This is a genomic window from Actinoalloteichus fjordicus (assembly GCF_001941625.1).
Taxonomy (GTDB): domain Bacteria; phylum Actinomycetota; class Actinomycetes; order Mycobacteriales; family Pseudonocardiaceae; genus Actinoalloteichus_A; species Actinoalloteichus_A fjordicus.
Genome location: NZ_CP016076.1, coordinates 3,797,528 through 3,823,921 on the forward strand (window position 1 = coordinate 3,797,528; position 26,394 = coordinate 3,823,921).

11 protein-coding genes are annotated in these 26,394 nt (G+C 69.5%); 3 read left to right on the top strand and 8 right to left on the bottom strand.

The window, feature by feature from the left end:
- Positions 1 to 84: 84 nt before the first annotated feature.
- Entirely contained in the window at positions 85 to 12,069 is an 11,985-nt protein-coding gene (locus tag UA74_RS32955; RefSeq protein WP_083683266.1) for a type I polyketide synthase, read from the bottom strand.
- A gap of 583 nt (positions 12,070 to 12,652) precedes the next feature.
- Here UA74_RS32955 and UA74_RS16550 point away from each other — a divergent pair.
- The 3 genes from UA74_RS16550 to UA74_RS16560 all read left to right on the top strand — a co-directional run bounded on the left by UA74_RS16550 (position 12,653) and on the right by UA74_RS16560 (position 15,483).
- Entirely contained in the window at positions 12,653 to 13,525 is an 873-nt protein-coding gene (locus UA74_RS16550) for a thioesterase II family protein (protein ID WP_232237286.1), read from the top strand.
- A gap of 7 nt (positions 13,526 to 13,532) precedes the next feature.
- A complete protein-coding gene (locus UA74_RS16555; protein ID WP_075741084.1) occupies positions 13,533 to 14,480 on the top strand; it encodes an ATP-binding cassette domain-containing protein in 948 nt (315 codons plus the stop codon).
- Positions 14,481 to 14,589: 109 nt separating this feature from the next.
- The gene (locus UA74_RS16560; protein WP_232237287.1) at positions 14,590 to 15,483 is read left to right on the top strand and encodes an ABC transporter permease; all 894 of its coding nucleotides are present in this window, start codon (positions 14,590 to 14,592) and stop codon (positions 15,481 to 15,483) included.
- Between the two features lie 533 nt (positions 15,484 to 16,016).
- On the opposite strand, the gene UA74_RS16565 is transcribed toward UA74_RS16560, so the two are convergent.
- The 7 genes from UA74_RS16565 to UA74_RS16600 form a co-directional block, all read right to left on the bottom strand.
- Positions 16,017 to 16,883, bottom strand: coding sequence for a 3-hydroxybutyryl-CoA dehydrogenase (locus UA74_RS16565; RefSeq protein WP_075764824.1), 867 nt, complete (start codon positions 16,881 to 16,883; stop codon positions 16,017 to 16,019).
- On the bottom strand, positions 16,880 to 17,896 hold the full coding sequence (locus UA74_RS16570) for a 3-oxoacyl-ACP synthase III family protein (RefSeq protein WP_075764826.1): 1,017 nt from the start codon (positions 17,894 to 17,896) through the stop codon (positions 16,880 to 16,882). Before UA74_RS16570 ends, UA74_RS16565 begins: the two co-directional genes overlap by 4 nt.
- A gap of 7 nt (positions 17,897 to 17,903) precedes the next feature.
- On the bottom strand, positions 17,904 to 19,250 hold the full coding sequence (gene ccrA / locus UA74_RS16575) for a crotonyl-CoA carboxylase/reductase (RefSeq protein ID WP_075743902.1): 1,347 nt from the start codon (positions 19,248 to 19,250) through the stop codon (positions 17,904 to 17,906).
- Between the two features lie 805 nt (positions 19,251 to 20,055).
- A complete protein-coding gene (locus UA74_RS16580) occupies positions 20,056 to 22,782 on the bottom strand; it encodes a LuxR C-terminal-related transcriptional regulator (RefSeq protein WP_198042742.1) in 2,727 nt (908 codons plus the stop codon).
- A gap of 65 nt (positions 22,783 to 22,847) precedes the next feature.
- Positions 22,848 to 23,054, bottom strand: coding sequence for a hypothetical protein (locus UA74_RS31985; RefSeq protein WP_075764830.1), 207 nt, complete (start codon positions 23,052 to 23,054; stop codon positions 22,848 to 22,850).
- A gap of 1,300 nt (positions 23,055 to 24,354) precedes the next feature.
- Positions 24,355 to 24,609 carry a hypothetical protein gene (locus UA74_RS31990; protein ID WP_157434254.1) on the bottom strand — a complete coding sequence of 85 codons (255 nt, stop codon included), beginning with the start codon at positions 24,607 to 24,609 and terminating at the stop codon, positions 24,355 to 24,357.
- Positions 24,610 to 24,845: 236 nt separating this feature from the next.
- Complete coding sequence (locus tag UA74_RS16600) at positions 24,846 to 26,369, bottom strand: type 1 periplasmic-binding domain-containing protein (protein WP_075741091.1); 1,524 nt, start codon at positions 26,367 to 26,369, stop codon at positions 24,846 to 24,848.
- Positions 26,370 to 26,394 lie beyond the last annotated feature (25 nt).

The window sequence follows — 26,394 nt, forward strand, 5'->3', positions numbered from 1 at the left end:
AAGTTCGCGGGCAGGCGGGGTCTCCCCCGAATAGGTGGTCGGCTGTCCGCCTCATCGAGGCCCCTTCCGCCCGGTCCGCTTGAGTCAGGCGAGGCCGAGTTCGTTGTCGATGAGCTCGAACATCTCGTCGTCGGTCGCGGTGTCCAACAGGTCCTCGGGCTCCTCGCCGCTGTGATCGGCGACGGCGGGAGCTCCCCACCTGCGCAGCAGCGCTTCCAGGCGAGTGGCGAGCTCGGCACGCTCGGCCCCGGTGGGCGGCGTCCTGGTCAATCCGAGCTCGAATCGCTCCAGTTCGGCCAACGGGTCCCGATCGTCGGGCCGGTGGTCGGGCACCACCAGGGTTCCGAGCAGCTGCTCGGCGAGAGCGGCGGGGGTGGGGAAATCGAAGACGAGGGTGGCGGGCAGCCGCAGCCCGACCACGGTGCCGAGCCGGTTGCGGAAGTCGACTGCGGTCACCGAGTCGAACCCCAGCTCTCGGAAGGTCTGTCGGCCCGTTCCGGCGAGCGTCCCCGAATGGCCGAGCACCCTGGCGGCCTGGGAGTTGACGAGGTCGATCAGCGAGCGCCGCTGCTCGGCGGGGCTGAGCCCGGCCAGCGTCCTGGCGAAGTCCGTGCGGTCGTCCTCGGCCGCCACCGCGACGGCCGGTTCGGCCTCGGTGAGCGCACGCACCTCGGGTAGATCACCGAGGAGGGGGCGGGCCCTGACCAGCGTGTACGTGGGCGCGAACCGCGTCCAGTCGATGTCGGCGACCACCACGTGTGGCACCCCCGACCGGACGGCCTGCTCCATCGCGGTGACGGCCAGCTCCGGCGCCATCGCGGGGACGCCGCGTTGGCGCAGCCGGACGGCCTCCTGGGCATCCACCATGCCGCCGCCCGCCCAGGCACCCCAGGAGATGGCGGTGGCGGGGAGTCCGAGCGCCTGCCGCCGATGGGCGAGCGCGTCCAGGTAGGCGTTGGCCGCAGCGTAGCCGGGCTGCCTGGCATTGCCCCACACCCCTGCGCCGGAGGAGAACAACACGAAGGCGTCCAGGTCGAGCCCGCTGGTCAGTTCGTCGAGATGCCGTGCTCCGGCGACCTTGGCGCCGAACATCGCGGTGAAGTCGGTGAGCTCGAGATCGGTGAGCGGGGTCTCGGGGGCGACGATCCCGGCGGCGTGCACGATCGCGGCGGGCGGTTCGGGCAGCGAGCGCAGCAGGTCCGCCACCGCGTCCCGGTCTGCGACGTCACAGGCTGCGATGGTGACCTCGGCGCCGAGGGCGGTCAGCTCGGCCGTCAACTCCGAGGCTCCCGGAGCGGCGCTGCCGCTGCGGCTGGTGAGCACCAGGTGCTCGGCGCCGTTCGCGGCAAGCCAACGGGCGGCATGCGCACCGAGCGCACCGGTGCCGCCGGTGATCAGCGCGGTGCCGCGCGGGGTCCACGGGGTGCCGGGGAGTTCGGGCTGGTTCGCCCGGACCAGTCTCCTGCCGTGGAGTCCTCCGGAACGCACCGCGAGCTGGTCCTCGTCGCCTGCACCGGACAGGGCCGCGCACAGCAACTCGATGTCCTGTTCACCGGGTGCGGCAGGCAGGTCGATCAGACCGCCCCAGTGATCGGGCAGGTCCAGGCCTGCGACGATGCCGAAACCCCAGGCCGCAGCTTGATCCGGGTGGTCAACCGGTTCGCCTGCTGCGGCGGTTGCGGCGGTGGTCACCGTCCACAGCGGGGCTTCCACCCCGATGTCGAGCAGGGCTTGGACGAGTCGGAAGGTCCCGGTCAATCCTCGGCGCAGGGCAGGCGCGTCGGGTTCCGGTCTGCCGTCGGTGGCCAGCAGGGACAGCACGCCGCGCAGGTCGTGGTCGTCGGTGGCCGCGCGAAGGCGTTCGGCAAGCCGGGACCGGTCGTCGTGGTCCACCTCCACCGACACGACCTTCTGGCCGCTGCTCTCCATTCCCCGCGCGCAGGCCTCGGCGAGCGAGCGGCAGGCGTCGGGGGCGACCAGCAACCAGGTTCCGCCTGAGTCCGGGTTTTCCGGCGGGTCGATCGAGGTCCATTCCAGCCGGTAGCGCCAGGAGTCGACGGCGCCGTCCGGCACCGGCACGTCGGGCCAGTAGTGGGTGTGTTGGAACGGGTAGGTGGGCAGCGGCACCGGCCGGGAGTGGTCGCCGAACGCCGGGGTCCAGTCCACCGGATACCCCAGCGCCCAGGCCTGGCCCACGCTGTCGTACAAGCGGCGCAGCCCACCGTCGTCCCTGCGCAGCGTCCCGGTCACCAGGGCGCCGTCGACCTCCAGGGCGTCCAGGGTGTCCTGGATGGACATCGTGAGCACCGGATGCGGTGAGGACTCCACGAATCCGGTGTAGCCCTGCTCCGCCAACGAGGTGATCGCGGAGTGGAAATGCACCGTCTGACGAAGATTCCGATACCAGTACGCGGCGTCGAGTTCGGCGGTGTCGATCCAGTCACCGGTCACCGTGGAGAAGAACCCCACCTCGCTGCTGCGCGGCGTCACCTCCGCCAACACCGCCAGCAGATCGGCCTCGAGCCGCTCGACCTGCTCGGAATGCGAGGCGTAGTCCACCGCGATCCACCGCACCCGAACCCCGTCGGACTCACACAGCGCCGCGAACCCGGCCAACGCCTCGGACTCCCCGGAGACCACCACCGAGGACGGACCGTTCACCGCCGCCACCGACACCACACCGGCACCGGCACCGGCGTCGAACGTCGTGAGGCGGGAGCGGACCTCGTCTTCGGGCAGGGCCACCGACAGCATCCCGCCGCCCCCCGCCAGGGTCTGGGCGATCAACCGGGAACGAGCACACACCACCCGCGCGCCATCAGACAACGACAAGCCACCCGCCACCACCGCCGCGGCGATCTCACCCTGCGAATGACCCACCACCGCATCCGGCCGAACACCAAACGACTCCCACACCGCCGCCAACGACACCAACACCGCAAACAACACCGGCTGAACAACATCAACCCGCGCCAACAACCCCTCATCATCCAAAGCAGCGACAAGAGACCACTCAACCCACGGCGCCAACGCCTCCCCACACTCCGCGAACCGCGCAGCAAACACCGGAGAACACTCCGACAACTCCCGACCCATCCCCACCCACTGCGAACCCTGACCCGGAAACACCAAGGCCACCCGACCAGCAGGACCGCTCACCACGCCGGTATCGATCGTGTGGAGCCCGGCGAGCAGTTCGTCCCGATCGCCTGCCAGCACCGCGCGGATCTCGAGGGCCGATCGCGCGGCCACCAGCGAACAGCCCAGATCCATCGCGGACAGTTCGGGGCGCGAACCGGCGTGCTCGGCCAGCCGGGCGGCCTGCGCCCGCAGCGCTTGGGCCGACCGCGCCGACAGCACCCAGGGCGCCACCGGAAGAGTCTCCGGCGGCGGGGCGGTCTCCGGCTGGTCCGGTGCTTGTTCCAGCACGACGTGTGCGTTGGTGCCGCTGATCCCGAACGCGGAGACGCCCGCCCGTCGAGGCTCGCCGGTATCCGGCCATTCCACCTGCTCCGTCAGCAGTCGGACCGCACCCGAATCCCAGTCCACGTGGGAGGTCGGCGCGTCCACGTGCAGGGTCTTCGGCAGTATCCCGCGTCGCATCGACTCGACGATCTTGATCACGCCCGCCAGCCCCGCCACGGTCTGGGTGTGGCCGATGTTCGACTTCACCGAGCCCAACCACAACGGCCGCTCCGCCGGACGATCCCGACCATAGGTCGCCAACAACGCCTGCGCCTCGATCGGATCACCCAAGGTGGTCCCGGTCCCGTGCGCCTCCACCACATCGACCTCGGACGCCTCGAGACCGGAATTCGTCAACGCCTGCCGGATCACCCGCTGCTGCGACGGGCCGTTCGGCGCCGTCAGACCGTTCGAGGCACCGTCCTGATTCACTGCGGAACCGCGCACCACCGCCAGCACCTCGTGCCCGTTGCGCCGGGCGTCCGACAGCCTCTCGAGGACGAGCATCCCGGCACCTTCGGACAACGCGAATCCGTCGGCCGCCTCCGCGAAGGACTTGCACCGGCCATCCGGCGCCAGACCCCGCTGCGAGCTGAAACCGCTGAACTGCGCTGGGGTGGACATCACCATGGCCGCGCCCGCGAGCGCCAGTCCGCACTCCCCGGCACGCAGCGCCCGGACCGCCAGATGCATGGCGACCAGGGAGGAGGAGCAGGCGGTGTCGATGGTGAGCGCGGGGCCTTCCAGCCCGAGGACATAAGCGATCCGGCCGGAGGCGACGCTGCCTGCCTCGCCGGTGACCGCGTAGCTCTCGTCCGCGCTCTCGTCCCGCCGCAGGACCGATCCGTAGTACTGCTCGCCGAGCCCGACGAACACGCCGGTCTGGCTGCCACGCAGCGAACGCGGGTCGAGCCCGCCCCGCTCCAGGGCCTCCCAGGAGGTCTCCAACAGCAGCCGCTGCTGCGGGTCCATGGACAGCGCCTCGCGGGGCGAGATTCCGAAGAACCCGGCGTCGAATCCGGCGACGTCCTGGAGGAACCCGCCCTCGCGGACGTAGCTGCGCCCTCGGGCCTGCGGATCCTCGTTGAAGAGTGCGGCGAGGTCCCAGCCACGGTCGAGCGGGAAGGTGCCGATCGCGTCGCCGCCTGCGGCGACGAACTCGAACAGTTCCTCGGGACTGGACAAGCCGCCGGGCAGCCGACAGCTCATCGCGACGATCGCGATCGGTTCCGCCGGATCGGCGACCGTGGCCGCCCCCACCGGGGCCACCGCCGCGCCACCGTCGTCGAACAGGCCGATCTCCAGGTGGTGCGCGAGTTCCGTCGGGGACGGGTAGTCGTAGACCAGGGTGGCGGGCAGGCGCAGGCCGGTCGCCCCGGTCAGCCGGTTGCGCAGTTCCACCGCGGTGAGCGAGTCGAAGCCGAGTTCGGTGAACGCGCGCTGTCCGGCAACCGATTCGCGCCCGGTGTGCCCGAGCACGGCCGCCGTGTGCTTCTGCACGAGTTCGAGCAGGGCCCGCTTGCGTTCGGCGCCGGATCGGCCTGCGAGTTCCGCTCGGATCCTGCTGCCCTGTGGCGGGACCGCCGGGCCGGTGTTCTCCTGCTCTTCGGCGATGGCGGTGAACAAGGTGCTGGTTCGGGTGGAGGAGAAGACCGGCAGGAAGCGCGGCCAGTCCACCTCGGCGATGGCGAGGAACGGGGTGTCCTCGCCCGCAGCCCGCTCCAGGCCTCGGACAGCGGTGGCCGGGTCGAGCACCGGCACCCCGCGTCTGCGCAGGACGTCCTGCAAGGATTCGGGGATCATCCCGCCGCCGCCCCAGGGTCCCCAGGCGATCGACCGGATCGGCGCGCCGTCGGCCCACCGCTGTCGGGCGAAGGCATCGAGGTAGGCGTTCGCGGCGGCATAGGCGCCGTGGTCGGCCACGCCCCAGGCCGAGGAGATCGAGGAGAACAGCAGCACCTTGTCCATGGCCGCGAGGTCGAACACCTCGTCGAGGGTGCGCAGCCCGCCGACCTTCGCGGCGAGCACCTCGGCCATCGACTCGACGCCTAGGGAGGAGAGCGGTTCCAGGACACCGATCCCGGCCGCGTGCACGATGCTGCGCACCGGGTGCCCGGCGGCGGCCAGCCGGGCCGCGAGGTCGGCCACTGCGGCGCGATCGGTGATGTCGCAGGCCGCGACGGTCACCTCGGTACCCGCCTCCTCCAGTTCGGCCACGAGTTCGGGAACACCGTCGGTGGCGGCGCCTCGGCGGCCGACGAGCACGAGGTGATCGGCACCGGCGCGAGCAAGCCACCGTGCGATGTGCGCGCCGAGGGTGCCGGTGCCGCCGGTGACGAGGACCGTGCCGGCTGGCCGGAAGGATTGCCCGGCGTGTGCGGGCAACGGCGCGCGGACCAGCCGCCTGCCGTAGACGCCGTCCGGGCGAATCGCGAGCTGGTCCTCGCCGTCCATGCGGGTGAGGGCTGCGGCGAGTGCCCCCGCCCAGTCGCCGTCCTGCGCCGGGAGGTCGATCAGTCCGCCCCAGCGTCGCGGGTGCTCCAGCGCGGCGACCAGGCCCAGGCCCCAGGCGGTCGCCTGGTCCGGGCTGGCCAGCCGGTCGGTGTCGCCGGTCGAGACGGCGCCACGGGTGACGCACCACAGCGGCGCGGAGATCTCGGCCTCGGCGAGGGCCCGGAGCAGTCGGGTGATCGCGTCGAGTCCGGCCGGGACGAGGGTCGGCCCGGCGTCGTCCGAACCGAGCAGCAGCAGTACGCCCACGGGTGGTTCGTCGGCGGCGGCCCGCAGGGATTCGGCGAGCTCGCCTTCTTCGCCGAGGGCGACGGTGCGGATGACCGCGCCCCGACCGGCCAGCTCGGTGTACAGATCCGGCTCGTGCCCGCCGGTGGTCACCGCGAGCCAGGTGCCGGAAAGTCGTGCGTGGGCGTCCGAGGCGAGGTCCGCCCAGGCGATGCGGTAGCGCCAGTCGTCCACGGCCTCGTCGCGGCGCGCGGCCTGCCGCGTTTCCAACCAGTAGCGGGTGTGCTGGAACGGGTAGGTGGGCAGCGGCACCCGCCGGGAGTGGTCGCCGAAGGCCGAGGCCCAGTCCACCGGATAACCACGCATCCAGACCTGGCCCACGCTGTCGTACAACCGGCGCAGCCCACCGTCGTCCCGCCGCAGCGTCCCAGTCACCAACAGCCCGTCTTCGTCCAGGAAGCCCGGACCGTCCAGGGTGTCCTGGATGGACATCGTGAGCACCGGATGCGGTGAGGACTCCACGAATCCGGTGTAGCCCTGCTCCGCCAACGCAGTGATCGCAGAGTGGAAATGCACCGTCTGACGAAGATTCCGATACCAATACCCGGCATCCAACTCACTGGTCTCGATCCAGTCACCGGTCACCGTGGAGAAGAAACCCACCTCGCTGCTGCGCGGCGTGACCTCCGCCAACACCGCCAGCAAGTCCGCTTCGAGCCGCTCCACCTGCTCGGAATGCGACGCATAATCCACCGCAACCCACCGCACCCGAACACCCTCGGACTCACACCCCTCGGCGAAGCCGGCCAAGGCGACGGGCTCGCCGGAGACCACCACCGACGACGGGCCGTTCACCGCCGCCACCGACACACCACCGGCACCGGCATCGGCATCGGCGTCGGCACCGGCGTCGAACGTCGTGAGGCGGGAGCGGACCTCGTCTTCGGGCAGGGCCACCGACAGCATCCCGCCGCCCCCCGCCAGGGTCTGGGCGATCAACCGGGAACGAGCACACACCACCCGCGCGCCATCAGACAACGACAAGCCACCCGCCACCACCGCCGCGGCGATCTCACCCTGGGAATGACCCACCACCGCATCCGGCCGAACACCAAAGGACTCCCACACCGCAGCCAACGACACCAACACCGCAAACAACACCGGCTGAACAACATCAACCCGCGCCAACAACCCCTCATCATCCAATGCAGCGACAAGAGACCAGTCAACCCACGGGGCCAACGCCTCCCCGCACTCCGCGAACCGCGCAGCGAACACCGGAGAACACCCCAACAACTCCCGACCCATCCCCACCCACTGCGAACCCTGACCCGGAAACACCAGAACCACCCGACCGACGGAACCGGCGCGATCGAAGTTCTCGGGCACCATTCCCAATCCGGCCAGCAGTTCGGCGGGCTCCGCCCCGATCACCACAGCGCGGTGCTCCATCGCATCGCGGGCCACCGCCAACGTGAAGGCGGTGTCCACCGGCGACAGATCCGAATCCGCACCGACCTGCTCGGCCAACCGGCCCGCCAGGTCCGATAACGCCGCAGGCGAACGGGCCGACAGCAACCACGGCACCACCCCGGGTTCGGCATCGGGGCCTGCCACCACCTCGGCGGGTTCCGGCGCCTCCTCGACGATCACGTGCGCGTTGGTGCCGGAGATCCCGAAGGAGGACACCCCGACCCGCCGAGGCCGGTCCACCGCAGGCCACTCGACCTGCTCCGTCAACAACCGCACCGCACCCGCATCCCAGTCCACATGCGACGACGGCACATCCACATGCAAGGTCTTCGGCAACACCCCATGGCGCAACGCCTGCACCATCTTGATGACGCCGCCGACCCCGGCCGCAGCCTGGGAATGACCGATATTCGACTTCAACGACCCCAACCACAACGGCCGATCCGCCGGGCGATCCCGACCATAAGTCGCCAACAACGCCTGCGCCTCGATCGGATCACCCAAGGTGGTCCCGGTCCCGTGCGCCTCCACCGCGTCCACCTCCGACGCGACAAGACCCGCATCCGCCAACGCACGCCGAATCACCCGCTGCTGCGCGACGCCATTCGGCGCGGTGAGGCCGTTCGAGGCGCCATCGGAGTTCACCGCAGAACCCCGCACCACCGCCAACACCGGATGCCCGTTGCGCCGGGCGTCTGAGAGCCGCTCCACCAGCAGCACACCGACGCCCTCGGACCAGCCGGTGCCGTCGGCGGACTCCGCGAAGGCCTTGCAACGCCCGTCCGGTGCCAGTCCCCGCTGTCTGCTGAACTCCACGAAGACCCCCGGCGTGGCCATCACCGTCGCCCCACCGACCAACGCCATCGAGCACTCGCCCTGGCGCAGCGCCCGCGCGGCCAGGTGCAGGGCCACCAGCGAGGACGAACATGCGGTGTCCACGGTCATGGAGGGCCCCAGCAGGCCGAGCGTGTAGGCGATCCGGCCGGAGGCGACGCTCGCCGCGGTGCCGGTCAGGGTGTAGCCGCCGGAATCGTCCGCAGCCTCATGCAGGCGGGCGCCGTACTCCTGCGTCGTGGTGCCGACGAACACCCCGGTGTCGCTGCCCTGCAGGGAATTCGCAGCCAGCCCGGCCCGCTCCACGGCCTCCCAGGACACCTCGAGCAGCAACCGCTGCTGCGGGTCCATCGCCAGCGCCTCACGCGGGGACACCCCGAAGAAGTCTGCGTCGAACCCGCCCGCGCCCGTAAGGAACCCGCCCTCCTTTGCGTAGGACCTGCCTGGCAGGCCGGGCTGCGGGTCGTAGCTGCCTGCCAGATCCCAACCTCGGTCCTGGGGCCAGTCCGACACCACGTCGCCGCCTGCGGCCACGACGTCCCACAACTGCTCCGGCGAGACGACCCCGCCGGGGAATCGGCAGGCCATCGACACGATCGCCAGCGGTTCCGCGAGATCAGGAACCCCGGCAGCCTCGGTGGCACCGAGGTCGACATCGTCGGGCTGCTCGGCCGCGAGGTGGCCGGCGAGCGCTGCGGGTGTCGGGTAGCTGAAGAGCACGGACACCGGGATCGGCCGTCCGATCGTCGCGCCGACCTGGGCGCGTAGTTCGACGAGGGACATCGAATCGCAGCCGAGATCCTTGAAGGTGGCGCGCGGATCCACCGCCGCACCGTCGCCGATGATGCCGCCGAGCCTGCGGACGATGAGGGCTTCCCACTCTGACGCACTGCGCGCGGCCTGCTCCGGATCACCCTCTGGCGCGGAGCCGTCCAGCCAGTGACGACGGCGTTGGAAGGCGTAGGTGGGCAGTTCCACCCGCTCGGCACCGGCCGACGGCAGCAGACCGTTCCAGTCCGGGGAGAGCCCTCGGACGTGCAGCTGCGCCGCCCCGGACAACAGGTTCAGCACGGCGGGCTCGTCGCGACGCAGCGTCCCGATCACGACCCTGAGCCGGGTCTCCCCGGCGAGAGTGTCCTCGATGGCGGGAACGAGGATCGGGTGCGGGCTCACCTCGATGAAGAAGTCGTGCCCCGACGCGGCGAGTGCCCGGACGCCCGGCTCGAACCGGACGGTGCTTCGCAGGTTGCGGTACCAGTAGTCCGCGTCCAGGTCGGCACCGTCGACCCAGTCGCCGGTCACCGTGGAGAGGATGCGCACCGGGCACCGGCGGGGCTCGATACCGGCGAAGGCGGCGCGCAGGGCCTGTTCCGCAGGTTCCACGGCGGGTGAGTGCGAGGCGAACTCGGCCGCTCGCACGCCCCGGCACCGCACGCCCTGCGCGGCCACGAGCTCGGCGAATGCGTCCAGCGTCGATTGGGGCCCGGCGAGCACGATGGATTCCGGGCCGTTCAACGCGGCGATCGACACCCCCGGCGCCAGTTCAGCGAACCGCTCGCGGTAGTCCTGCGCGCTCGTCCCGAGAATGAGCATCCCGCCACCGGAGTCGGCGAGAAGGTCGGTGGTGATGCCGACCCGCAGGGCGGCGATCTTCGCGGCATCGTCCAGGGACAATGCCCCCGCGACATGGGCGGCCGCGACCTCGCCCTGCGAATGACCGATCACCGCGGCGGGCTCGATCCCGGCGGCCCGCCAGGTCTGTGCCAGTGACACCGACATCGCGAACAGCACCGGCTGCACCACGGCGGTCCGCCCCAGGTCCGGGGCGCCCTCGACACCGCGCAGCACATCGAGCACCGACCATCCGGTATGTCGGGCCAGTGCCAGGGAGCAGGCCTCGACGTGCTCGGCGAACACCGGCACGGTGTCGAGCAGCTCCACCGCCATGTCCGCCCACTGCGCACCCTGGCCGGGGAACACGAAGACGACCTCGCCCTCGGCGTCGGTCACGCCTGCGGTCAGCCTCGGGTCCGGCTCCCCGAGCGCCAGCGCACGGGTCGCCTCGATCAGGTCCGCGCGGGTGGCCGCCTGCACCACCGCGCGGTGCTCGAAGGTGGTGCGGGTATCCCGCAGCGCCGCGCCGATCGCCTCCACCGGCAGGTCCGCCTGTTCCTCGGCGAACGCGGCGAGCCGTTCGGCCTGTCCGCGCAGCGCCCGTCGGCTCCGCGCGGAGAGCAGCCAGGTCGGTGTTGCCAGACCCGCGCCCGGCGCGCCGGACCCGGCCCCGGGCTCCCCGGTCACCGATGCCTCGGCGTAGCCGGCAAGCACCACATGGCAGTTGGTGCCGCCGATCCCGAAGGAGGACACCCCGGCCACCGGCGGGTGGTCCGGCCCGGGCCAGCCGGTACGCGCGGTCTGCACGCGCAACCCCAGTTCCGGCAGCGAGATCGCCGGATTGGGCCGTTCGAAGTTCAGCGAGGGCGGCAATTCCTCGTGGCGCAACGCGAGCACGGTCTTCAGCAGGCCCGCGATGCCCGAGGCGCCCTCCAGGTGTCCGATGTTGGTCTTCACCGAGCCGACCAGCAATGGTGTCGCCGGGGACCGTTCCGCGCCGAGTGCGGCCCCGAGCGCGGCGGCCTCGATCGGATCGCCGACCCGGGTGCCGGTGCCGTGCAGCTCCACGTACTGCACCTCGGCGGGTTCGACCCCGGCGCTGCGGCAGGCGGTCCGCAGCAGGTCGCGCTGCGCCGTCTCGCTCGGTGCGGTGAGGTTCGCACCACCGCCGTCGTTGTTGGTCGCACTGCCGAGGATGACCCCGTGCACTGTGTCACCGTCGGACACGGCATCGGCCAGCCGTTTGAGCACGACGAACCCGCCGCCCTCGCCGCGCACGATCCCGTTCGCCCGGTGGTCGAAGGTGTGACAACGTCCGTCCGGGGAGAGCACTCCGAGCGCGGCAAGGTGCGCGGTGCCGTCCGGCACGAGATTGAGCTGCACCCCGCCTGCGAGGGCGAGGCCGGATTCCCCGGCGCGCAGGCTCTCACAGGCGAGGTGCACCGCGACCAACGAGGAGGACTGTCCGGTGTCCACGGTCAGGCTCGGACCGTGCAGCCGCAGGAAGTAGGAGATGCGATTGGCGATCATGCTGCGGTAGAGCCCGGTCAGCACGTACCGGCCGGACGAACCGTCCAGCCCCGCCAGCGCGCGGTAGTCCTCGGCCATCGCGCCGACGAACACCCCGGCCGGTCCGCCCGCGAGCGTCCCGGGCAGGATGCCCGCGTTCTCCAGGGCTTCCCAGCTCAGTTCCAGCACGAGCCGCTGCTGCGGATCCATCATGGCGGCCTCGCTCGGCGAGAGCCCGAAGAAGGCGGGGTCGAATCGATCGACCTCGTCGAGGTACCCGGCCGCAGTGCCTGCCGGGTACCGATCGACAGGGGCGTCCCGGATCGCATCGATGCCGTCGGTCAGCAACCGCCAGAAGGCCGAGGGATCGGGGGCCTGCGGGAAGCGGCAGGAGATACCCACGATCGCGATCGGCTCGGAACCTGCCCTGGTCATCACGTCGAACCACCATCCACGCGTGGCGCGACCCATGGCTGAGCCGCGCGATCCGGCTGTCAGCCCTGCTGCCTGGCGGGGACGGCTGTGGCCCCTGCTCCCGTTCGTGCCTCGAGATGCCGATCCGGGAGCTCCTGCGGGGAGTACTCGCCGGGCCGAACGCGCCACCGTGGCGAACCGGTACTCGACCGAGAGCACCCGCTCCGCAGTACGGTGCTGCTCCGCGAGCCTCGACCCAGGTGCTCGGGTGGGCCTGCCACGGCGCGATCGAGCTGCGACCGCGCGGTGCTGCCCGGGATCGTGGCGGAGTCGTGGGCGTGGTCGACATCGTCGGTGCCCGACTCGGCCGGTCGGTTCCGCCTGGCGTCGGGGAAAGTCCGCTCCACCGGGTGGTGCTGCGGACAGCTCGCGCCGAGGATCCGATCGACCACTGCGATCCAGTCGAACGCCGGGGTCCAGCCGATCACCCCCGGCACAGCACCGAGTGCCCCGAAAGCCGCAGACCCGCGGGCACCAGTGGAAATTCCGTTCACCACGGGACCCTTCCTCCGGCTACGGGCGATGGGAACGACGGTAGCCACGGGTGATTGGCACTTTCCTCAACAAGGAACTGGCACCGTTCGCCGAGAAGCTTCCCGCTCGCGCTCAGGTGGAGGACGGTCGCATGGCACCAGGAGTCGCCGATGTGCAACGAGAGAACCCGAGGGTGCCACCAGGCGGCACCACCCTCTGGGTCCGCCGGTTCGAAGCCTCGTCACCCAAGGCACCCCGCCTGATCTGTCTGCCGCATGCGGGCGGCTCCGCAAGCTTCTACCTGCCGATGGCGCGGGACCTCGCACCCGTCGCGGATGTGCTGGCCGTGCAGTACCCCGGCAGGCAGGACCGCAGGCACGAACCCCACATCGAGGATCTCCACGAACTGGCAGACCAGACCTTCGCCGCGCTGGAGCCCGAACTCGACCGGCCGGTCGTGTTGTTCGGCCACAGCATGGGCGCCATCCTCGCCTTCGAGATCGCCAGGCGCATCGAGGCGGCAGGCGGCGTACCGCCGTCGCGGCTGTTCGTCTCCGGCCGTCGGGCACCCGGCACCCATCGCGACGAGCGGGTCCACCAGCGCGACGACGATGCGCTGATCGCCGAACTGCAATCGCTCAGCGGCACCGACGACCGGGCGCTGGGCAACGAGGAGATCATGCGGATGTCCATGCCGTCGATCCGCAGCGACTACAAGGCCGCCGAAACTTATCGCTATCGACCCGGGCCGCCGCTGAGCAGCCCGATCAGCGTCCTGATCGGCGACGACGACGTCAAGGCGACGATCGACGAGGCGCGACGGTGGAGCGAGCACACCCACGCCGAGTGCACCGTGCGGGTGTTCGAAGGCGGGCACTTCTACCTGCTCCAGCATAAGACCGAGGTGCTGGCGGACATCCGCGCGGAACTCCTGGCGGTATGACCCGGTCATGACCGAACCGATGATCGAAGCCCGTGGAGTCGGCAAGACCTTCGGCGCGGTCGCCGCGCTGGACTCGGTGAGTCTGAGCCTCGACCGAGGCAAGGTGCTCGGTCTACTCGGCCACAACGGCGCGGGGAAGACGACCCTGGTCAACGTGCTGACCACGATGCTGCCGCCGAGTTCGGGCAGCGCGCGCGTGGCGGGCTTCGACGTGACCGAGAACGTCCACGAGATCCGCACCAGGATCGGTCTCACCGGCCAGTTCGCCTCGGTCGACGAGCAACTCAGCGGCCGGTCGAACCTGGTGATGGTGGCCAGGCTGCTCGGCGCCGGGCGCAGGAAGGCGAAAGACCGCGCGGACGAACTGCTGGAGCTGTTCGGCCTGACCGATGCCGCGCTGCGGCCCGCACGCCATTATTCCGGCGGCATGCGCAGGCGCCTCGATCTCGCCTCCTGCATCGTGGGCAGGCCCGAGGTGATCTTCCTGGACGAACCGACCACCGGACTCGATCCAGTAAGCCGCCGCAACCTGTGGACCTTGTTGCAGGGCCTGGTCGAGGATGGCGCGACGGTGCTGCTCACCACCCAGTACCTCGACGAGGCCGATCATCTGGCCGACACGATCACCGTGCTCGCCGACGGCAAGGTGGTGGCCGCAGGCACCCCGGCCGAGCTGAAGGCCGGGGTCGGGCAGCGCACCGTGACGGTGACCATCTCGGCCGCCGACGATCTCGGAGCGGCGACCACGGGCCTCGAACGGGCCGGGCTGGACCCCAGGGTGAACGCCGAGGCGCGGACGCTGACCATGCCGATCATCGCCAACCGGGAGGTGGCCATCGTGGTCCGGGCGCTGGACGAGGTCGGCATCGAGGCCTCCGAACTCGCGCTGGGTGAGCCGACCCTGGACGACGTCTATCTGGCCGTCGCGAAGACCCCTCTGCCGGTGCGGGTCTAGCCCGTAACCGGGCAGGACGGGTTCGGGCCGACCGACACCGGACCGCCCCCGACGCGATCGGGCCCCGAATCCGATCCGAGGCGGGCCCGCCCGCCGGGGTGACGCACCCGTGCCCGGATGCAAGGGGCCGCGCGACCCGCATCCGATCCGCACCCGACGAGAACCTCGTCTGACCCTGGGAGTTCCGATCAGTATCTCCTCGTTCCAGCAGGCGCCGCCGCGATGGCGCGGCAGTTCCGCGTTCACGCAGATCTCGGTGCTCACCGGCAGATCGCTGCACGCGACCCTCACCGACTGGCGCCTCGTCATGCTGAACCTGGTCCAGCCGGTGGTCATCCTGGTCCTGTTCACCCAGGTCTTCGGCAGCCTGGCGAGCGGCGCGAGCTTCCCGGCCGGGGTCGACTACATCGAGTTCCTGATGCCTGCAATCCTGGTGAACACCGCCTTGCAGTCCTCGATCCAGTCCGGGGTCGGTCTGGTGGACGACATGAAGAACGGGGTGCTCAACCGGCTGCGCTCGCTGCCGATCCGCCCGAGCTCGATCCTCGTCGCTCGGAGCATCTCCGACCTGGTCCGCACCGGCTTCCAGCTGGTCGTGATCCACACTCTGGCCAGTGCGCTGTTCGGCTACTACCCGGCGACCGGGTTCCCCGGCGTGCTGATCTCGCTGAGCCTGGCACTGGTCGTCGGTTGGGGGATCACCTGGGTGTTCCTCGCACTGGGCACCTGGATGCGCAACGCCGAGGTGATGCAGAGCGTCAGCGTGCTGACCATGTTCCCGCTGATGTTCGCCTCCAGCGCCTACGTCCCGATCGCGGACATGCCCGCCTGGCTCGGCGCGGTGGCGACGGTCAACCCGCTGACCTACGCGGTGGACGCAACCCGCGCGGTGGCGCTGGGCCTGCCCGGTGGCGGGTCCGCCCTGCTCGCCACCGCGATCAGCCTGGTGATCGCGGGAATCAGCGGTGTGATCGCGACGACCGGGTTCCGCAGGCCGCAATGACTCCCGGAGGAACGGGGACCGCAAGCAGGCTGTCCGCAGCGGCTTGGGCGCCGACTTCGGCGCTACCCGAACCTCGATACCGGACGGCCGGGTAGCACAAGGCATCACCAGGGCTCGGTCTGCTCGGCCGGGTCGGCAGGCGCGGCCCGCCCGCGCCCTCCGCGGCCCGCCCGCCGCACGGCGCTGCCGGAGTGCGGCGCTGCCGGAGTGACCGGCGAGACGGTGGTACGGCGAGACGGTGGTACGGCGAGACGGTGGTACGGCGGGCGAGCACCGGGCATCAAACACCGAGCACCGCCGGCGCCGCCGAGCACCGGGCCCGGGCGTTGGGCATCGCCTTCCCCGGGTCGCTGCCAGGCCCCGGGTCGTCGCAGCCGCAGCGCCTAGCGCAGGCCGCGGGGACGCAGGTCGGTCCGGTGTTCGTCGATCCGGTCCAGGCAGGCCCCGGGTCGCCCGGCCGGGCATCCCCCGCACATTCACGCGGGGTGGACGCCCGGGACCGGGAGATCCGTTGTGGACTACACGGCGGGAATCTAGCTGTAGTCGTAGAACCCGCGTCCCGTTTTGCGCCCGAGCAGCCCGCCGTCGACCATCCTGGTCAACAGCGGCGGCGGCGCGTAGAGCGGTTCGTGGTACTCCGCGTAGAGCGCGTCGCCGACGGCGGCGACTACGTCGAGACCGATCATGTCCATCAGCCGCAGCGGGCCCATCGGGTGTGCGCAGCCGAGGGTCATGCCCCGGTCGACGTCCTCAGCGCTGGCGAAGCCGGACTCGACCATTCGGATGGCGGACAGCAGATACGGCACCAGCAGTGCGTTGACCACGAACCCGGCACGATCGGGAGATCGGACGACCTCCTTGGCCAGCCCGGTGGTCACGAACTCCACCGAGTCCTCCACCGTGCTGTCGTCGGTGAGCAACGCCGGCACGATCTCGACCAGGGGCAGCACCGGGACCGGGTTGAAGAAGTGCACGCCGATCACGCGCCCCGGCCGCTCCGTGACCTTGGCCAGCCGGATCAGGGGGATCGCCGAGGTGGTCGAGGCGAGCACGGCGGTCTCCGCCCGGACGACCTTGTCGAGCGTCTGGAACACGGCGGTCTTGACTGTCTCGTCCTCGCGAACCGCCTCCAGCACGAGATCACGGTCGGCGAGTTCGCCGAGATCGGCGCCGAACGACACCTTCGCCTCGGCCGCCGCCGCCTGTTCGGCCGTGATCTTCTGCTTGGTGACCGACTTCTCCAGGGAACGGAGCAGCCGGGCATGGTCCCGGGCAGCCGAGGCCGGACCGGAGGCGACCACGTGGACGTCGAAGCCACGCAGCGCGCAGAGTTCTGCGAAGCCGCCGCCCATCAGCCCGCCGCCGACCACCCCGACCCGACGTATCTCCCGGGCCGTCATCCGGTCCGCCAGCGCAGCAGGCAGGTGCCCAACGACATGCCGCCGCCGAATGCGGCGAGCACGATCAGATCGCCGTCGGCGAGAGCGCCCGAGGCGTTGGCGTCATCCAGCACCACCGGCACCGATGCGCTGCCGACGTTGCCGTAGCGCTCCAGTGTGTAGTGGGTACGGGCGTGCTGGAGACCGGCCTTCTCGACGAGTTGGGCGAGCAGCACGCCGTTGGCCTGGTGCGGCACGAAATGGTCGACGTCGCCGAGGTGCAGCCCCGCCCGCAACAGCAGGTCGTCCAGGGCGGGTGGTACCGCGTCCATGACGAAGTCTCGGACACCCCGGCCGTTCATCCGGAAGTAGTGCCCGCCATCGGCCACCGTCTGCGCGGTGGTGGGTCGTCTGCTGCCCCCCGCGTCCACCCGGATCAGGTCCCCGCGCTCGCCACGACTGGCGAGTCCGACCTCGAGCATCCCGTAGGGCGCCGGGACCGCGCCGAGCACTGCCGCGCCCGCACCGTCACCGAGCAACACCGCCGTGCTGCGGTCGTCGAAGTCGAGGATCCTGGAGTAGACGTCGGCGGCGACCACCAGCACGAGCGCCTGGGGATTGAGCGTGACCAGGGCACGGGCGAGTGCCATCCCGTACACGAAACCCGCGCACACCACGTTGATGTCGAAGCAGGCCGCGTGAGTCGCACCGATGACCTGCTGGATCACGCACGAGGTCAGCGGCTGCGGCGAGTCGCCGGTGGACGTGGAGACGATCAGGTAGTCGACATCGGCGGCGGTGACCCCTGCCCGCTCCAGCGCGCGGCGAGCCGCCTCGGCGCCGAGGTCCGAGGTCGCCTGGTCCGAGGCCGCGTAACGGCGGCCTTCGATCCGGGTGCGCTCGGTGATCCACTCGGCGGTGGTGTCGGGTACTCGGTTCGCGATCTCCGTGTTGTCGACGACCCGCTCCGGCAGGTACGAACCGGTGCCGAGCACACCGACTGGAACGCCGACGGGGCCGACGGAAGCAGTCATCGCCGCCTCACCCGGCCGCTACGGTCGCTCGGGCCAGCGGAGCGACCCGGTCGGCACCGATCCGCGTTCGCAGCTCGTGATCGGTGACTCCGAGCCCCGCTCGGGGTGCGAGGCACAGCACCCCGATCTTGCCGATGTGCTGATTGGTCTGCACGGTGCGAACCGCCTCGCCGACATCGTCGAGGTCATACACATCGCTCAACGCGGGGGCGATCCGCCCCGACGCGATCAGCCGGTTGGTCTCCCACTGCTCGTGGAGGTTGGCCGCATGGCTGCCGATCACCCGCTTCAGTTTCATCCACAGGTAGCGATTGTCGAACTCGTGGCGGTAGCCGGTGCTGGAGCCACAGGTGACGACGGTGCCGCCCCGACGAACCACGAACACCGAGATGCCGAAGGTGGCCCGGCCGACATGTTCGAAGACGATGTCCGGATCCCGGCCGGTCTCACGGCGGATGATTCGACCCAGCCGCTTCCCGACCTCGAGAACCCTGGCCGGGTCGTCGGCCACGTGGTCGTCGATGCCGATCTCCCGACGGTCGATCACCACGTCGCAACCGAGTCTGCGGACTGCCTCAGCCTTCTCCGCCGAGCCGACCACGCCGATCGCGATCCCGCCGCCGTTGCGCACGAACTGGACGGCGTAGGTGCCGAGACCTCCGGCGGCCCCCCACACCAATACGACGTCACCCTGTTTCATCCTGGCGCCGCGCTCGCCGACCAGCATCCGGTAGGCGGTGCCTGCGCACAGTGGGTTGCAGGCCGCCTCCTCCCAGGTCAGGTGCGCGGGTTTGGGAACGAGTTGGCTGGTCCGGACCACGCTGTAGTGCGCGAGGCCGCCGAAGTTGGTCTCGAAGCCCCAGGCCAGCTGTTCGGAGCCCAGCATCCCGTCCGCATGGGTGGCCGGTTCCTGGTCGTCGACGTAGACGGGGCTCACCACCACGTGATCACCGATCTTCCAGCGCCGGACGCCACTGCCGACCCGGACCACGACACCCGCACCGTCCGAACCGACCACCTGATAGGGCAAGTCATGACGGGCGGCCCAGCCACCGTTGCGGGCGAAGCGGCGGAGGAACTGGAAGGTGGGCAATGGCTCGAACATCGCCGACCACACGGTGTTGTAGTTGACGGCACTGGCCATCACAGCGATCAGCACTTCGTCCGGCGCCAGCTCGGGCATCGCGACCTCGCCGACCCGCAGCGATTTGCGGACGTCCTTGTCGACGACGCCGCCGAACATTCCGACGTCCTCGGCGCGCAGATGAGCGGCGACGAAGCGTTCCGGCGGCGCCAGCCGGGACAGGTCTGCTGCGGGGGCTCCCGCAATGACTGCTTCCGATAGTGGGTCCATCACGGTCGCCTTCCTCGTGACCGGTCCCGCGATCACGGGTGCCGCATCGAGGAAACGTCGCGCACCCCCGTTCCCACCACCCCTGCCGCCCGCCCCCACCACCTCGGAATGGTGTCTGCGACGCCCTCGCACCGGAGGTGACCCCCCTAGCTCGGGCCTGCCGCCATATCCCCTCTTCCCGTACCCGCCGAACACCGGGATGATGGTGGGCAGTCAATCCCTGAAGCGTCGCCTCGCGCACGCACTTCTTCCTTGTTCGCCGCCGAATCGGCGTCACGAGGTAGCCGGCCGACGAACGAGACTCCGGCAGGCAGCCGACGCACAGCAGGCGCTGCACCGGATCCGCGCCACCGACAGGCAGGCCGAAGAGCCTGTCTTCGATCCCCCCGTCGTCGGCGGGATCAGCGTGGCTGAGCTACCAGGCGGAGGAGGAGAACCACAGCGGAGCTCTGGTGACTTCACGACGACGCCGCAGATCGCCGCGCAGGCCCCGCGCAACTCCGAAGGTGGGGATGCGGAACAGGCTCTTTAGATGCCGGTCGCCGTTGTCGGTATGGCGTGCCGGTCACCCGGCGGGATCCTCCAGCAGTGGTGGCGGCGGTTCGGTGCGGGCCACGACGCCGGTGCGGGGATGTCCTCGGGCCGCGGTGGGAAGCCGGCCGCGCCCGCCGTCTGGAGCCGGATCACCCGGGGCCTGGTGGACACCCGGGCGGGCACGCGCCTGTCGCGGTGGTCCGCCCCCACACCCCTTGCCGGGTTGTCTGGATGACAACCCGGCTGTGTCGCCTGCCGACGCAGATCGTTGTCAGCCCGAGGGACTCCCGGCTTTACTCGTCGACGACTCGAGCAAGCCCGGTGCGGCGCTGCGCGCGAGGGTGAGACCGATCAGGTCTGCCCGCCTGCTCACCCCGAGCTTGCGGAACACCCTGGTAAGCCGTTGCTCGACCGCGCTCATGGAGAGGAACAGCTTGCGGCCGATCTCGCGATTGGTCAGCCCCTGGGCGGCAAGTCCGGCGACACGACTCTCCGCGTCGGTGAGCTGGGGATAGCGCTGCTCGTCGTCGTCGACCAGGTTGGTGAGGTCGAAGCGCTCGCCGCTGAGCAACAGGTTCTTGGCCACTCCGAGGGCATCGCAGCCGCTGGAGACCTCGATGGCTCGGCGGCCGGTCAAGCGGGAGCGCTCGGAGTCGCCCCTGGCGTAGTACTCGTTGCTCAATTCTGCCAAGGAGTTGATCAATTCCAGCAGGTGCCCGCTGTTCTGCAGCAGTTTCACCGACTCCTCGAGGAACTGCCTGCGATCACTGATCAACCCCGTCTCCGCGAGGAGTCGCAGCGAGACGGCATGTACAGCCCGGGCCCGACCTCGGGCCCGAAGGAGCTGCTTGTCGAACATCCCCTTCGCCTCCCTGGGCCTGCCCAGCGCGAGGTATGCCTGCCCCACGCCGATGCGCCAGGAGACGAACGTCGGTATGTCGAAGTCCCACGAGGTCATCAACCGGCCGCAGGTGCGGAAATCCTCCAGAGCCGCGTAGGGACGGTTCGTGGCGAGAGCGTGCTGCCCCCGGGCATACAGGTACGGCAGTGCGAACGCGGTGTCCTCCAGATTAGCGGGGACGGGGCGGCGCAGCAGCTCCGCCGCCTCGTCCAGATACCCGAGCGCGGTGCTGGCAAGCACGTGGGTGCCAACCGGATAGCCTACGGCGACACACCAGCTCTTGACGCTGATGAGGTTCAGGGCCGACGCGGCCCGACTGCGAGCCAGCGGCATATCGCCGCGCCGATAGGCCACCTCGGCGGCGACGCTGAGCAGGACCGCGCGCAGCGTGTCCAAGCTGCGGGCGGCGAACTGGCTGTCGAGCCGTAGACACCACTGCTCGGCATCGTCGAGCCGATCGACGTAGACCAACGCCAGCAGAATGGACATCAGGGGCTCGACGGCGATCCCGCTCAGTTCACCGTTCTGCAGCACGTAGTCCGCGTCGGCGGCTACGCGCGCGGGTTCACCGCCCGACAACGCCACACCGAGCGCCTCGACGGCACGCTGGAACAGGTCCCCGCCGCCCGGGTCGCCTGCGGCGCTCGTCGGCTCAGTGAACGAGCCGGGACTGACGAAGTGCAGCCACCGCAACGCAGGCTCGGCCACGGCGGTGGACGTGTCGTCGCCAATCGACCGGATGACGTCCGCTGCCTCGGCGAAGTGCCCGTTCCAGGCCAGTGTGCTGAGCAGCAGTTCGAACCCGTCTCCCGTGAGATGCCCGGCACGCCGAGCGGCGCGGAGGTCGCCGAGGTGGCTGGCGGCGGCGGAGGGATTCCGCCGCCATCGAGCGGCGACGAGCAGACCCAGGGCCCGGACACGGACAGTCTCGGCGGTGGTAAGGCTGCGCGCGGCTTTCGCATACCGCACGGTGTCGGCGGGACGATCGCCGCGCAGCGCGAAGTCGGCGGCTTCGACAAGCAACTCCGCCGCCCACGGCAACTCGGAACCGAAGTCGCCGGGGTCGGCGTCCAATGCGGCGACCAGGTGCGTGGCGGCCAGTGGTACGTCCGCGCCGCAGTGGTGCAGCAACGAGGCGATCCTGCGGTGGGCATGGCCGCGCTCGGCAGGAGTGAGGGTGGCCAGTGCGACCTCCTGAGCTGCGGGATGGCGAAATCCGCCGTCGTCGTCGAGCAAGCCGGCGACGGTCAGATCGGTGACGGCCTGGTTGACGTCCGCAGAAGGGGCATCGGCCAGCTCGTAGAGCAGGTGACGGGAGGACGTGGTGTCCAGCAGTGCGAGACAGCGGGCCACCTCCAGCACCGTCCGACCGCCCCGATACAGACAGGTTGAGACCGCCACCTTGAAGGTCTCCCCCGGAGCCAACACGCCTGTCTCGTAGCCGTCGACGACCAGGGCCTCGGCGAGCAGGGGGTTCCCACCGCAGAGCGCGTGGCACTCCTCGGCACGGCGGTCGTCGAGCGGCACCTCGAGCAGGGCCGCGACGTCATCGACGTCAAGCATGCGCAGTCGCGCCGCACGCACCGGCACCAGGCTGCTCAGCTCCGCGATCAGGGCGGCGGCGGGTGCGACAGCCGGATCCACGGTGCTCAGCAGAACGAGTACCGGTGTCCCGACGATACGACGCAACACGTAGAGCAGTGCGTCCACCGACGCCGCGTCAGCGTGGTGGACCTCGTCCACCACGAGCACCGCCGGGCTGCCCCCGACGACGTCGGCGAGTAGGGCGCGACCATTGTCGACGGACTGGTCGGAGCGCAGCTGGTCTAGGCCGGTCCCCGGTCCGGTGCGCTGCCCCGCTCGGCGCAGGAGCTGCTCCACGATCCCCATCGAGACATCGTGCTCACTGAGCGAGCCGGTCGCGGTGAAGACGGTTCCGATGCCCGCCGAAACCTTGTCCGCGAAATCGCGCAACAGCCTGCTCTTCCCGGACATCATCGGTCCGGACACGACAACGGCGCGGTCGTAGCCGCCCAAGAAGGCTCTGAAGGACTCGTCCAGGACGGCGACTGCGTCCGCCCGGCGCATCGATCTCATCGACATTGGGCTGCCCAATCGGGTTCGTCCTCGTGGACGTCGGTCTGATATCTCGTGGAAGGCGGTCAGGCATTCGAGCGGCGGGTGTTCCATTCCGCACCGTCCTCGGTAGCCGGATTGCGCACCGGATCGATGTTCTCACGGCTGTGATCGGCCGCCACGAAGTCGAGTCTTCGTGGTTTCGCACCCGGCGCCGGACGCACACACGCGGTCACCACGACGTCCACCTCGGCACCGGTCGCCGCAGTCGCGGACAGGATTTCGTTGGTCATGCTGTCCTCTCGGTCAGATGGAGACGTCCAGGCCGGCGCACACTGGCGGCCAGACGCGATGCCGGGACCGGATCGGGTGTCCGGACAGTGCCGAGCGGGATCAGGATCTCCCCGGGCCTGCGCGTCCAGCGCGATCAGCGACACAAACCCGAAACACAACCGCAGAACGAGTGCGCTCATCGTCGGGTGTGAGCTGACAAGACCTCTACGGCGGCGGCCGTCGCGATCGACGAACATGCGGGCGCCAGTGCGATCACGCCGAGTGTTCGGGACATGGCGAGACGAACCAGCTGGTGCACCTCGCCGGGGCGGCAGCATGACAACATTGTCAGCAGGAAGAGGACAGACCCGGGCGCCGTCTCGATGTCACTGGTTCAAGATCGATTCCTCGCACACCAAGACTTGCCCATAAATCTGCGGAGCGCCGGAACCAAGCTCGAGCCTGAAACAGTCGATTGACCCGACACATCCAGAAACAGACGACGATAAACGTTTCCAGAAGTAGCCGAGGAAGTTCTCAAAAATCCGGATAAGCGAATTCGACGAAATCTATCGCCAGCCGAACCTTGTTGAGTGTACCGTCAGACCGACCAGAAAAACATCAATCTTCACACGCAGTGAACACCGCTTCCGGAGCCGGCAATACCGTCGCAACATCCGGCACCGGATACACCACAGGACTCCCGAGGCTATGGTCGAGAACCATATCTCCCGGATCTACCGTTGAACGCCGCATGATCACATCTTGCGAGAGAACCGCTTCAGCCCGCAACCACGCCCGTCCGATCAGGAGATTTTTGCCCGAAAGTGCAGCGGTCTCGACCCGAGATCAGGGACGAGCGTCCTCGAGCATGCCCGCCGCAGCGGTGGACGCCGACCGACGCCGCGGGTATCGGGTTCCCGTTCACGGCCGAATTAGACGAAAGTTTAATATACATCTGGTTATCCGCGATGGACACCAGGTTTCCAGCGATGGCGTCGTCTGATGGAGAGGCACGACACGGCGACGCTCACCAACCTGAACGATCGACATGCGCCGGGGGCAACGACAGAGAGTGCAGAGGCGCCCAAGCGGACGTCACCGTGCAGTCGACGAAGTCCATCACGCCATGCCCACAGCCGGCCCCGAATCGGCCCCTGTGGGCGACCGCACGCGCCTGTTCTTGGCGATCGCGTCGTGACAGCGTCGCCCAGACCAGATGCGTCTTCCACAGCGCGATCGAGCTGGTGGGGAAGTCGATCGCGCTCAGCAGATGCGCCCAACTGCCCGCACGGTGCTCCACACGACGCTCGGGCTGGCCTACTCCAGCTCGATCTGGGTGAGCATCCGGCGGCTGACCTCGCTGCGCTCCGCTGGCGCCGACACACTCAGGCCCCGCGCCCCGCGCACGCCCGCACAGAAGCAGGTCTCGCGCTCCCCGACCGGGTCCTTTCGCCGACCGGCAGGCTCGGTGCGCACGCGGTGGTCAAGGCGTTCGGCACCCAAGAGTCGTTCCTCCAGGCCATCGGCTCCACCCGCGGGGGCGGCCACCTCGGCTACGTGGGCGCGAACCACGGAGTCTCCATCCCCGGAGACCAGTTGTTCTCCGCAGGCATCCACACCCTCGGCGGCCGGCGCCCGTGCGGCACCACCTGCCCGAGCCGATCCGGCTCATCTGGGACCGAGGCATCTACCCCCGGCGGGATCTTCGACCCGGCCCTCCCGCTGACGGGGGCAGTCGAAAGCTACCGGGCGATGGATGAACGTCGCGCCACCAAGGGTCCGCCCATCCTCTGATTCGCCCTGGCGCCTCAGCCTCCACAGGAGCGACTTCCGGGTGTCTCTCTCAGTGTCCCGTCAGGTGCGGACATGGCGAGGACCGTCACGACACCCTTCTGCTCCTCCTCCGCAATCGTCAGGATCGGAATCGACTTGTTGATCGGGTTGCCTTCGTCGTCGAAGGAGAGACAGCCACTCGCTCCCTTGACGGTGTTACCGCCCTTCATGTGGAAGAGCATTCGGCCGACGTCCTCGCCCGTGATGTCGAGTTCCGCCGTGGTCTCGCTGTCGCCCAGCGCCGCGACCATGGCGTGGGTGATCACCAGCACCGCGTCGTGGCCCATCATCGCCCGACCGTCGTCGGTCGGGTTCCCGAAGCGTTTGCTGTAGGCCCCACCCGGTTCGAAGCGCTCGAGCGACTCCCGATTCACGGCCTGGTTGACCTCTTTCACGGCGCCGGGGTGGGCCAGACCGGTGTAGAGCACCTGGATGTTCTTCATCGCCGCCACGCCCGTCAACTCCTCGGCGGTGAGGTTGCTGAGGTCGTCGCCCGTCATGACAGTGATCGACTTGTCGTCGCAGACCGGCTCGGCGCCAAGCCGCTGCACCATGCGTACCAGCTCTTCCGAGCGGCCGGCGAACAGGAGGGCGAGTTCCTCCCGAGCGTCGGTGCACACCTGACCGGGTACCTGGTGAATCTCGTTCTCCCACCTCTCATTGTCGGACCCGTACGAAATGATCAGGTCTTGGCCAGCTTCGCCGACGGACTCTTCGAAAGCATCAGCGAGGGTTTGTGCATAGTGATTGCTCCCTCTGATGTCCCGGATGATCATCATTTCGGTGTGCCCCTGGAGTTTGAGGTGGTTGACTGCGGCCAGTGCCTGGTCGGCGTTGGTCGGGGCGACACGGACGAAGTTCTCGATGGGCGGCTCGAAGTCGGCGGTCATCGTGCTCGCCACGATGGCCAGTCGCTCCTCCGAGAGTTTCTCGACCGCCGCGATGTTCTGCTCCTCACTGGGGCCGAGCCCCGCCACCGCCACCAGTCTGTCCTCGGTGCGCTGGCGCTTCGCCAGTTCCGCCACCGTGTGCTCCCAATGCTGCGCGGTGCTTCCAGTGTTCGCGATGAGCAGGCGGATCTTCGGCGCCCGTTCGCTGTTGTGCCGTCTCAGCGCGTCATACGCGCCCTGGAGCTCATCGAGCACCGCTTTCCTGGTGTTGGAGTCCGCGTCCGTCAGGGTGAAGGACGTCATGTAGGCGATGCTGTAGTACGTCGTGTTGCGCTCGTGCGCCTCATCGATCACCTCGTCGTTCGCCACCTTGATGAGGTCGAAGACCCTCTCATACTCCTCGTACTCATCGCCGAAACCGACCCCGCCGTCCGTGACGCCGACGCACTCGCCGGCATCCCCGAGCCTCTTCAGCCCGGACGGTCCGCAGGACTGGCTCATCTCAAAGAGCAGCCACGTCCCCACTATGCCGACGACCGCCAACACGGAACCCACGACGAGCAGGATGAAGCGTTTGCGGAGCACGTCCAGGCGTGCCTTGATGCGCATCGTTCGCGTCCTTTCCCATGCCATC

What these genes read in the sequence shown, in the direction of transcription:
- UA74_RS16570 (WP_075764826.1), bottom strand. Translation starts at nt 17,896, where the DNA reads ATGACTGCTTCCGTCGGCCCCGTCGGCGTTCCAGTCGGTGTGCTCGGC.
- UA74_RS32955 (WP_083683266.1), bottom strand. Translation starts at nt 12,069, where the DNA reads ATGACCAGGGCAGGTTCCGAGCCGATCGCGATCGTGGGTATCTCCTGC.
- UA74_RS16565 (WP_075764824.1), bottom strand. Translation starts at nt 16,883, where the DNA reads ATGACGGCCCGGGAGATACGTCGGGTCGGGGTGGTCGGCGGCGGGCTG.
- UA74_RS16600 (WP_075741091.1), bottom strand. Translation starts at nt 26,369, where the DNA reads ATGCGCATCAAGGCACGCCTGGACGTGCTCCGCAAACGCTTCATCCTG.
- UA74_RS16580 (WP_198042742.1), bottom strand. Translation starts at nt 22,782, where the DNA reads ATGAGATCGATGCGCCGGGCGGACGCAGTCGCCGTCCTGGACGAGTCC.
- UA74_RS31985 (WP_075764830.1), bottom strand. Translation starts at nt 23,054, where the DNA reads ATGACCAACGAAATCCTGTCCGCGACTGCGGCGACCGGTGCCGAGGTG.
- ccrA (WP_075743902.1), bottom strand. Translation starts at nt 19,250, where the DNA reads ATGGACCCACTATCGGAAGCAGTCATTGCGGGAGCCCCCGCAGCAGAC.
- UA74_RS16555 (WP_075741084.1), top strand. Translation starts at nt 13,533, where the DNA reads ATGACCGAACCGATGATCGAAGCCCGTGGAGTCGGCAAGACCTTCGGC.